Origin of the sequence: Shewanella atlantica (assembly GCF_003966265.1) — a bacterium.
GTDB classification, from domain to species: Bacteria; Pseudomonadota; Gammaproteobacteria; order Enterobacterales; family Shewanellaceae; genus Shewanella; species Shewanella atlantica.
The window spans coordinates 26438-36534 of the sequence record NZ_RXNV01000023.1; the positions used below are offsets into that span (position 1 = coordinate 26438).

General features: G+C 45.3%; 9 protein-coding genes and 1 pseudogene. 8 read left to right on the top strand and 2 right to left on the bottom strand.

Annotated features, from left to right (window positions below; all coding sequences use genetic code 11):
• Nucleotides 1-91 precede the first annotated feature (91 nt).
• From EKG39_RS22325 to mgtE, 6 genes are all read left to right on the top strand, one after another.
• Nucleotides 92-1585: an RNA polymerase factor sigma-54 gene (locus EKG39_RS22325; RefSeq protein ID WP_126508189.1), complete on the top strand. Its 1494-nt coding sequence runs from the start codon at nt 92-94 to the stop codon at nt 1583-1585.
• 65 nt (nt 1586-1650) lie between these two features.
• Nucleotides 1651-1938: a ribosome hibernation promoting factor gene (gene hpf, locus EKG39_RS22330; RefSeq protein WP_012141073.1), complete on the top strand. Its 288-nt coding sequence runs from the start codon at nt 1651-1653 to the stop codon at nt 1936-1938.
• A 2-nt stretch (nt 1939-1940) separates the two neighbouring features.
• Complete coding sequence (ptsN, locus tag EKG39_RS22335) at nt 1941-2384, top strand: PTS IIA-like nitrogen regulatory protein PtsN (RefSeq protein WP_126508190.1); 444 nt, start codon at nt 1941-1943, stop codon at nt 2382-2384.
• Nucleotides 2381-3229 (top strand): RNase adapter RapZ, encoded by an 849-nt coding sequence (rapZ, locus tag EKG39_RS22340; protein WP_126508191.1) that lies wholly within the window; start codon nt 2381-2383, stop codon nt 3227-3229. The genes ptsN and rapZ overlap by 4 nt, the downstream gene beginning before the upstream one ends.
• Entirely contained in the window at nt 3222-3497 is a 276-nt protein-coding gene (locus tag EKG39_RS22345; protein WP_126508192.1) for an HPr family phosphocarrier protein, read from the top strand. The genes rapZ and EKG39_RS22345 overlap by 8 nt, the downstream gene beginning before the upstream one ends.
• A 115-nt stretch (nt 3498-3612) precedes the next feature.
• Nucleotides 3613-4977 (top strand): magnesium transporter, encoded by a 1365-nt coding sequence (mgtE, locus tag EKG39_RS22350; RefSeq protein ID WP_126508193.1) that lies wholly within the window; start codon nt 3613-3615, stop codon nt 4975-4977.
• 82 nt (nt 4978-5059) lie between these two features.
• Here the strand turns inward: mgtE and EKG39_RS22355 are convergent, their stop codons facing one another.
• Entirely contained in the window at nt 5060-5851 is a 792-nt protein-coding gene (locus tag EKG39_RS22355) for a molybdate ABC transporter substrate-binding protein (RefSeq protein WP_246028590.1), read from the bottom strand.
• Between the two features lie 273 nt (nt 5852-6124).
• Nucleotides 6125-6535 (bottom strand): annotated as a pseudogene (gene modA / locus EKG39_RS22360) (molybdate ABC transporter substrate-binding protein); the annotation flags it as partial.
• Between the two features lie 394 nt (nt 6536-6929).
• Between modA and EKG39_RS22365 the strand changes: the two are divergent.
• Together EKG39_RS22365 and EKG39_RS22370 are read left to right on the top strand one after the other, a co-directional pair.
• Nucleotides 6930-8084: an IS110 family RNA-guided transposase gene (locus EKG39_RS22365; RefSeq protein WP_126508195.1), complete on the top strand. Its 1155-nt coding sequence runs from the start codon at nt 6930-6932 to the stop codon at nt 8082-8084.
• Nucleotides 8085-9098: 1014 nt separating this feature from the next.
• Nucleotides 9099-9491, top strand: a complete 393-nt coding sequence (locus tag EKG39_RS22370) for a hypothetical protein (RefSeq protein WP_126508196.1) — start codon at nt 9099-9101, stop codon at nt 9489-9491.
• The last annotated feature ends 606 nt before the right edge of the window (nt 9492-10097 follow it).

A 10097-nucleotide genomic window follows, 5' to 3' on the forward strand; every position in this document is an offset into this window, starting at 1 on the left:
GCAGATAGTGAGTCAAGGGGGCAGAGAAACCCCAAAAATTATTTCGCAGGCTTTCTCACTTTATAATTACAAAATAAGGGAATAGCGGTAAATGAAAGCGTCACTCCAGCTCAAAATGGGTCAGCAGTTAACCATGACACCACAGCTGCAACAGGCAATTCGCCTATTGCAGCTTTCGTCGCTGGAACTGCAACAAGAGATCCAACAAGCATTAGACTCCAACCCACTACTTGAGTTGGATGAAGAGCAAGTCGATGCAGAGTCCGTCAACAGTGATAGTAAAGCCAGTGATGAGCCTGAATACAGTGCCTCAGCAGAAGGTGATACCGATAACGAAGGCCCACAAGATAGTTCAGCCGTCGAGACATCAGATGCATTAACCCAGGATTCCATGCCAGAAGATCTCCCCATGGATACCACCTGGGACGAGGTCTATACCGCGACCCCTAATTCCAGTTCAGGTGCGATGCGCGACGACGATATGCCCTTTCAAGGTGAAACCAGCGAAGGCTTATATGAACATCTGGAATGGCAAAAAAACCTCACTCCTTTCTCCGATAATGATCTTGCCATCGCCACCGCTATTATCGACGCCATCGACGAACGTGGTTACCTGACTCAAAGCGTCGACGATATCCTTGAGGCGATGGGCGATCCTGAGATTGAACTGGATGAAATTGAAGCCGTACTCAAACGTATACAGCATTTCGATCCTATCGGTATTGCGGCACGGGATCTCAGTGAATGTCTCTCTATCCAGCTCGCACAATATGCCGACACCACTCCCCATATCGGCAACGCCAGACTCTTGATCAAAGAACATTTAGATCTCATCGCCGGACGTGACTTCCGTCTGTTAATGCGCAAGACTAAATTGAAAGAAGATGATCTAAGAGAAGCGATTGCACTGATCCAGACGCTTAATCCCAGACCCGGACTTGCCATCACACCGGGCCGTGATGAGTATGTTATCCCGGACGTCACCGTGACCAAGCAGAAAGGTCGCTGGGTCGTGGAGTTAAACCCGGATTATATGCCTAAGATTAATGTCAATCAGCACTATGCATCCATGGCCAGAAGCACAAAGAATCAAGCCGATGGGCAATATATTCGAGGTCATCTGCAAGAGGCTAAGTGGTTTATTAAGAGTCTGGAGAGTCGCAACGAGACGTTACTCAAGGTATCCAACTGCATAGTTAAATTTCAGCAGGGATTCTTCGAGTACGGTGAAGAAGCGATGAAGCCTATGGTGCTAAACGACATAGCCGAGGCAGTTGAAATGCATGAGTCGACCATTTCGCGTGTCACTACGCAGAAATATATGCATACCCCCAGAGGAATATTTGAATTGAAATACTTCTTCTCCAGTCATGTGGGTACCGATGATGGCGGAGAATGTTCATCGACTGCGATACGAGCGTTCATTAAGAAGTTAGTCGCAGCAGAAAACCAGAAAAAGCCCTTGAGCGATAGTAAAATGGCGACACTACTGGGGGAACAGGGAATAAAAGTGGCGAGACGAACGATAGCCAAATATCGTGAAGCTCTACTCATCCCTCCATCGAATCAGCGTAAGAGTTTATAGAGCGTTATTTGATCATAAGTAAGATATAGTTTATTTATCACAATCGGAAACGGAGGAGTAATTCTATGCAAATAAACCTAACAGGGCACCACATTGAAATTACAACATCACTGCGTCAATACGTTGAAGAGAAGTTTACTAAACTTGAACGGCATTTCGATCAGATCAATAATGTGCACGTTATTTTAAATGTGCAGAAAATGCAGCAAAAAGCGGAAGCAAAACTCCATCTTTCCGGTGGTGAGGTTTTTGCTACGTCTGAAAATGCGGACATGTATGCCGCAATTGACTCCCTGATTGATAAGCTAGACCGTCAGGTTATTAAACACAAAGAGAAGCTAACAAAACATTAATAATGGAACTTAGTAAGATCCTGCAGCCGGAGTGCACAACCTGCGCCACTCCGGGCAGTAAGAAAAAGGTACTGGAACTTATCAGCGATCTTGCAGCTGTCCAGTACCCGACCCTTACCTCTCAAGAGATATTTGAAAGTCTATTGGCTAGAGAGAAGATGGGCAGCACGGGGATAGGTAATGGTATAGCAATTCCTCACGGGAGACTAACCAATATAAATCAACCAGTTGCTGTTCTAATCAAGTGTGAAGAACCTATCGCGTTCGACTCGATTGATAAACAACCGGTAGATATACTATTTGCACTATTAGTGCCTGCAGATCAGTGTGAGCAGCATTTGAGTACCCTGTCGAACATGGCAGAAAAACTCAATGATAAACAGGTATTGAAGCAGTTACGTAAAACACAAGATGAATCAGAACTCTATCAGGTGATTACTCAATGAAACTGGTTATGGTATCCGGTCGGTCCGGATCAGGAAAGTCTGTCGCCCTCAGGGTTTTAGAGGACCTTGGATACTATTGTGTCGATAACTTGCCTCTACCGCTCATGGACTCACTACTGGATCAACTTAAAGGTAGTAACGAACTTGTCGCCATCAGTGTCGATGTTCGTAATATGCCAGAGCAGGATAAAGAGCTGGAAAAACAACTTTCCAACCTGCCTGCAGATACTGAGTTACTCAGTTTCTTTCTCAACTCTTCAGATGAAGTTCTGCTGAAACGATACAGCGAAACCCGTCGACTACATCCACTATCGAGAAGCAAGACCTCTTTGAAAGAAGCTATAGAGCATGAAAGATTACTGCTCGAGCCGGTTTCCAAGCTAGTCGATCACTACATAGATACTTCTAACCTCAATATCTATGACCTGAGTAATAAGGTACGAGAGATCTTATTGGGGACTGTAGATAAAGAACTCGTCATTAATTTTGAATCTTTCGGCTTCAAATACGGTATGCCTGCCGAAGCCGACTTTATGTTCGACGTTCGCTTCCTTCCCAACCCACATTGGGAACCGGAGCTAAGGCCGATGACAGGACTGGATGAACCTGTACAACTGTTTCTCAGCCAGCAGCCCATGGTGAATAAATTCATCTGGCAAATTGAAAACCTGTTAGAAACCTGGCTGCCGCACCTGGAAAGAAACAACAGGAGCTATCTGACTATCGCCATAGGCTGTACCGGTGGACAACATAGATCTGTCTATGTCACCGACCAATTAGCGAAACTGTTCAGCAATAGCAAACATATGGTTAAAGCCCGTCACCGTGAACTGAACAATGCCTAAGCTAGAACGTCGGGTCACCATCTGCAACAAGCTAGGTTTACATGCTCGCGCAGCTACAAAACTCGCCGTATTGGCATCAGAGTTCGATGCTCAGGTAACGATAGTGCAAGGTGATAAAAAAGCTTCAGCAGCCAGTGTGCTAGGATTACTCATGCTGGAAACCGGGATAGGGAAGACCATCACGCTGCAGGCTGAAGGTAAAGATGCCGACGCCGCACTCGATGCCATCTGCGCCCTCGTCGATGCAAAGTTTGATGAGGCGAGTTAATCGCCTGAGTCTCATTTTCGCTATAACGGGGTGACTAGTAGCACTCTAAGCATCTATTTTATCTCTTTTCATACATAACAAACTGCACAGATACATACTCTAAGGGAGGAAAGCGATGCCAGTTGAAGTACTCGATAACGAACTCACAGACCAGCGTTTAAATCAGCTAACCCAAGCCCTTGGTAGTGGCATGTTCGTTCATGTGAGAAACATGCTTCATGATATGGCCGCTTCAGATGTCGCTTTTATCCTCGAATCATCGCCTCCGAGAACCCGTCAAGTATTGTGGCAACTGATCGATCAAGATCATACAGGTGAGATCCTTGATGAACTGGGCGAGGAACTCAAAGACAACCTCATCAAGCAGATGAGTCCCGAGCGAGTCGCAAAGGCCGCCGCACGCATGGATACCGATGACCTGGCCTATATCCTGCGCAGCCTGCCTGACAGCGTATTTAATCAAGTGCTGCAGTCAATGACCAGTCAGGATAGAACCCGAGTAGAACAGGCTCTCTCTTATCCTGATGATACTGCAGGCAGTATCATGAATACCGATACGGTCACACTGCGTCCCGATGTCAACATTGATGTAATTCTGCGATACCTCAGGATCAGAGGTGAGCTACCTGAGGCCACCGATACTCTCTATGTCGTCGACAAACAAGACTGCTTACTAGGTGGTGTAAGGATCTCAGATCTTCTCACCTGCGATCCCAACGCCTCAATTCGGGACATCATGGCCTCAAAGCTTGAAGGCATTCCGGTAGGCATGTCAGACAGTGAAGTAGCACAGCTGTTTGAACGTCATGATTGGGTCTCTGCGCCGGTTATCGGTGATGACAATCGCTTGCTTGGCCGTATCACCATCGATGATGTCGTCGACGTCATCAGAGAAGATGCAGAACATTCCATGATGGGTATGGCGGGTATGGATGACGATGTCGATACCTTCGGCCCGGTAGTAAAAAGTACACTACAACGCTCGCTATGGTTAACCATCAACCTTTTCGCCGCACTGTTAGCAGCTTCTGTAAGCAACATGTTCGAAGGCACATTAGAACAGTTCGCAACCATAGCTATCTTGATGACCATAGTGCCAAGCATGGGCGGCGTTGCCGGTAACCAGACATTAGCACTGGTTATCCGTGGTATTGCACTGGGACAGATTGGCCAAAGTAACTCTCGCTGGTTAATAGGTAAAGAGCTCGCCATCGGCTTCCTTAATGGTCTGCTCTGGTCTGTTTTAGTCTTTGTGGCAATATGGCTCTGGAAAGATGATATCGCACTTGGTGGGCTCATTGGTGGCGCAATGCTTATTAACATGACTGTGGCAGGTTTTGCGGGGGCGAGCATTCCACTACTCTTGAAGAAGATGAATATCGATCCCGCTCTCGCAGGGGGAATGGTGCTCACAACCGTCACCGATGTTATCGGCCTGTTTGCCTTCTTAGGGCTCGCTACCTTCTTCTTACTGAATTAACCGACACTTGCTTTGGCGAGATGAGTCCCTAAGCGATAAACTTAAGGGCTCAACTCTTTTGGAATAACGCTAGCCCATTAAACTATGGCAATAACGGCACATCGAATCCGTAACCAGCCAGGATCTGCTGCCCCTCTTCAGAAAGTATATACATAGCCAAATCAGGAGCTTCGCTCTTATCCCCATTCAGCACCATAAGGCCATAGTTAGCGCCAACCGAGAGGGCCTCGGGAACCGAGATAATCTGTAGATCAGGCACCTCTTTCTGTGCCAATACTGCATTGGTGCAGTAAGTCAGAAAGATATCCGCCCGCTGGTTTGCCATCACCCAACCATAAGGGTTTTTCCCTTCTGGCGCCTTAGCGCTATCTGGCCCACCCGTTAGCTGCAACGCTTTATCTTGCAGCAGCGATGTCGCACCAATCGATAGTTTGTCAGCCTTAGCAAACAACTTCCATGCGTAGTCACCCGCTGGATCGGCTTTGGGTGTAGAGGTACCAACTCTGACTTGCGGATCCAGTAATTTATCCAATAATGTGGTGCTATCCACTGCCACCTCAGGCTGCGCGATAGCGCAGAGCTTATTACGGGCAAACATGACAACGGGTCCGCCTTTCCCAGCCTCTCTTAATGCTAAAGGGTGTTTCATATTTGCCGACGCGTACACATCGACTCCTTCACCCTTTTCGATACGTTTCCTTAATAAACCCGATGGCGCAAACTGAGCCTCGACTTCGACAGGAGCCATTTTCTGATATTCGCCAATCAGCTCTGTCATCGCAGACTTTAAACTTCCCGCAGCCCTGAACTCTAATGGAGCACTGTTAGCCATCAAAGGCGTTAACAGTAATGTGGTCGCTATCCACTTATTCATTTTAATTTTCATCATCACAATTCGCTTAAAACCCAAAACGCTATCAAGCCACAGGGCAATGTATGCATCAATAGCCGTTGAAGCCGACCTCTTCGAACTGAGAATCAGCTCTCTGCTCTGACGCCTGCCAGCGACAAAATGTCCATCTACGGCTTAGAGTGATCGTTCTGAGCCGAAGTTTGTTAGCCTTCAAATGAAGGCTGAATACATTTTCTGTTTTGGTTCGTTGTTATTGGAGTGTGTATTTGAGGATTATATCTTCATTGTTATCTAGTCACCCGCTGGATCGGCTTTGGGTGTAGAGGTACCAACTCTGACTTGCGGATCCAGTAATTTATCCAATAATGTGGTGCTATCCACTGCCACCTCAGGCTGCGCGATAGCGCAGAGCTTATTACGGGCAAACATGACAACGGGTCCGCCTTTCCCAGCCTCTCTTAATGCTAAAGGGTGTTTCATATTTGCCGACGCGTACACATCGACTCCTTCACCCTTTTCGATACGTTTCCTTAATAAACCCGATGGCGCAAACTGAGCCTCGACTTCGACAGGAGCCATTTTCTGATATTCGCCAATCAGCTCTGTCATCGCAGACTTTAAACTTCCCGCAGCCCTGAACTCTAATGGAGCACTGTTAGCCATCAAAGGCGTTAACAGTAATGTGGTCGCTATCCACTTATTCATTTTAATTTTCATCATCACAATTCGCTTAAAACCCAAAACGCTATCAAGCCACAGGGCAATGTATGCATCAATAGCCGTTGAAGCCGACCTCTTCGAACTGAGAATCAGCTCTCTGCTCTGACGCCTGCCAGCGACAAAATGTCCATCTACGGCTTAGAGTGATCGTTCTGAGCCGAAGTTTGTTAGCCTTCAAATGAAGGCTGAATACATTTTCTGTTTTGGTTCGTTGTTATTGGAGTGTGTATTTGAGGATTATATCTTCATTGTTACCTAGACATAATGACTCCCCACGAGGTGCTAGCCTCCAAGTTCGTGGGTTAGTCCAAAATAGTTAAATTGTGCACCAGAGCCATACTGTATTTGTGACCATACAATATTGCAAATGGAGGCTAGCATGAGAAAACATAGCATAATTTTCATAGGTTTAGACACCCATAAAGAATTTATTGAAGTTGCCTATGCCGAAGACGGCCGAGAACATAGTCCTGTTCACCTAGGACGGATTCCTAGTAACAAAGCTCAGCTACGTAAACTTGCTCGACAATTCGAGTCTAAATATCCTCAAGCAACACTACATTTTGTCTATGAAGCAGGACCTTGTGGTTATTGGGTCTATCGATTTTTAACTAGCTTAGGGCACTGCTGTTATGTAGTCGCACCATCACTTATTCCCAAGAAGCCTGGCGAGCGAGTTAAAACGGATAAGCGAGATGCACTGAAACTGGCACAGCTTATAAAGAATGGCGATATCAGCCCTATTTATGTTCCAGAACCAGATGATGAGGCTGTACGAGACTTATCTCGGGCACGCGAAACCGCAATGAAAGACCTTAAAGATGCTAAGTACCAGCTTAAAGCGATGCTTCTGCGCAATAATATTAACTGCAAGATAAATGATAATTGGTCGAAGCAACACTTACGCTGGCTCACCGAATTAGTGCTACCTCACCCATGCCAACAAATCGTTCTACAAGAGGCCATACATACGATTACAGAACGAATGAAACGACTACAGCGGCTTGATAATGAGCTTGAGTATCAAGTTAAGCTTTGGCGCTATTATCCTGTTGTAAAAGCGGTTCAGGCCATGAGAGGTGTTCGCTTACTCGTCGCTGTAGGTGTTATCGCAGAACTCGGTGATCTACATCGTTTTGACCATCCAAGAAAACTGATGAGTTATGTTGGGCTCGTTCCAAGCGAACACTCAAGCGGAGGTCATAGACGTCAAGGTGCTATTACCAAGTGCGGCAATAGCAGAGCAAGACGGTTACTGGTTGAAGGTGCCCACTCCTATCGCTATGCCGCTAACATCTCTACTGAGTTACAAAAGCGGCAAGAGTCACTCAGTAAGGAAGTCGTTGATATCGCGTGGCAAGCCCAACTAAGGCTTTGTCGTCGATATCAAAGATTGATGCAACGGGGCAAACACTACAATGTGATCGTCACAGCCATAGCAAGAGAGATGATCGCATTTATATGGGCAATATCCAGAGAGGTTGTACTCAGTCCTGTTGATCCCAAACAGAGAATCGCAAGGATGCCAGCATGAGCGATATATTGATGGGAGTAATAATAGAGTTATGACAGGTTTAGAGTTAATGCATTGGGTCAAGCATCGGAAGTGGTACAAACACCGACGGCGTTAGGACGGCAACCTTTGCGAAAGGGTTGAACCACGAACCTAGACTGAAGTTAGGTACCACGTCGAAAAAAGTAAGGTTGGCGCTGCTCACTCAATGGTGAGTAATCCACGGATATCAGCATGAGAACCGACGAATCTACTTGCTTCATCTGGTGTATTAACTCATTTAACTATGAGTAATGGTGCTAAATAAAATAGCAGGGATCACTATGTTTAACTTGACGTGGGGAGTCATACCAACGCCTGCACGGCGGGTGCTGTATAGGGACATACAAATGTCGTGATCACATGGATGTGAATGAACGACGTATGTGCAGGCACTTCTGTGACACGACACGAGTATATCCCTATAGTCTCGGCCGTATCTGCACTGGGGGATTTTGTCTCTTCGATTTGGCTTTGTTGATACGCTTCGTAACTTATTTATGCCCCAAAGTTTGTTAGCCTTCGAATGAAGGCTGATTACATTTTCTATGTTGATTCATTTGGCTTACTTTTTATTTGAACATGGGTTTATAAATTTTACCTTCATCGTTATCTAACGCCTGCCCGGCAGGGCAGTCCTGTCTGTACAAAACCGTGGCCCAAATACCTATGCCATTACATCCTTTAATGACGACATATTGCTGTGCATTGATGGTTCCTTAAAGCTTAATTTTACTTCATTGGTAGTGTTCCTTCTCTATACCAAATTTGTGTCTTTCCTATATAACTTCACAACGACAGAAAGCGCTAGGGTCAACTTAGACTGCTCTTTGTGCTGTGGGGGGAGGTCAACCGAAATGATTCCTTGAAGTAAATCATGCTATTAAAATACCTGTTGTTTTTATTGAAGTTAGTCACAAACTGCTGCGCAACATTGGTGCAACATACTTGCAGCATCAGTTTTGGGTGTAAATAACTATAAATAGGGAGCATTAAGTGCGATTAACGTTATTTTCAATTTTAGCAATGTTTATATTATTTGGTTGTAATAGTGACTCCGCAGAAGTAGATGATTGCCCAATAGTCACAGAGCCTGTGATCATAAGTGCAGTCACAGTTAAATTTCATGACGCTAACAGCCAGCCTTTAAATGTTTGTGATGGCATAGTTACGATAAGCCGTGATGGTTACCACGAAGTATTTTATGGATCTAGTTATAGCAATTGTGAGTCAATGTATAGTCTCAGCGGCGGGTACGACTTTACGTCACACAATGTGTTGGTAGAAAAGGCGGGTTACGAATTTCAAGAATTTGACAATATTGTTCCAGTTGAAACCAAGTGTGGTTATGAAACCTTCGAACTAAACGTGTTCCTTGAGGAGTATTAAAAAGGTTAGCTTTCCGGGTTCAAAAGTTAGTGATTTTTGAACTCGGGCTTGCGCACAGTCACATGACTGACCTGAGGAGTTGCGCAATGCATCTCTGGGTAGCGATATCAATAACGGTATTGTTGAATGGGGGCGCCTATTACAGCTACTCTACATGTAGCAATTATGGTTTAACCCAAATTGAAACCACAGAGTACCTTGGGCATATACAGTATCAAGGGCTAGATTCACCAATATTTCCCCCTTGTAGTGGCACACTAAACTTGGCCACCTGATTAGAGGTGTTATCACCACTTCTGTAGTTAATAGGGTCAGAGCTTTTTTTATCAAAAGAAGCATTAAAGAGTTCGGAGTGACTGAGGGCTTTCGGATAAACTAAGATACATTTCTAATCAAAGTCAGGTTAATTAGCTCTATTGCTCTAACAAGCTTATGTACAAAAGCGTGATATCAAGTAGAGCTTAAATCGAAGCGATAAACACTAAAGTGTAGATAATTGGACTCCCCACTTTCTAATCAGTTACGGTATATCTCAATTCTCACGAGATTTCGGAGTCCAAAATGAAAAGTACTATTGTTGGTGTTGATCTGGCTAAAAATGTGATT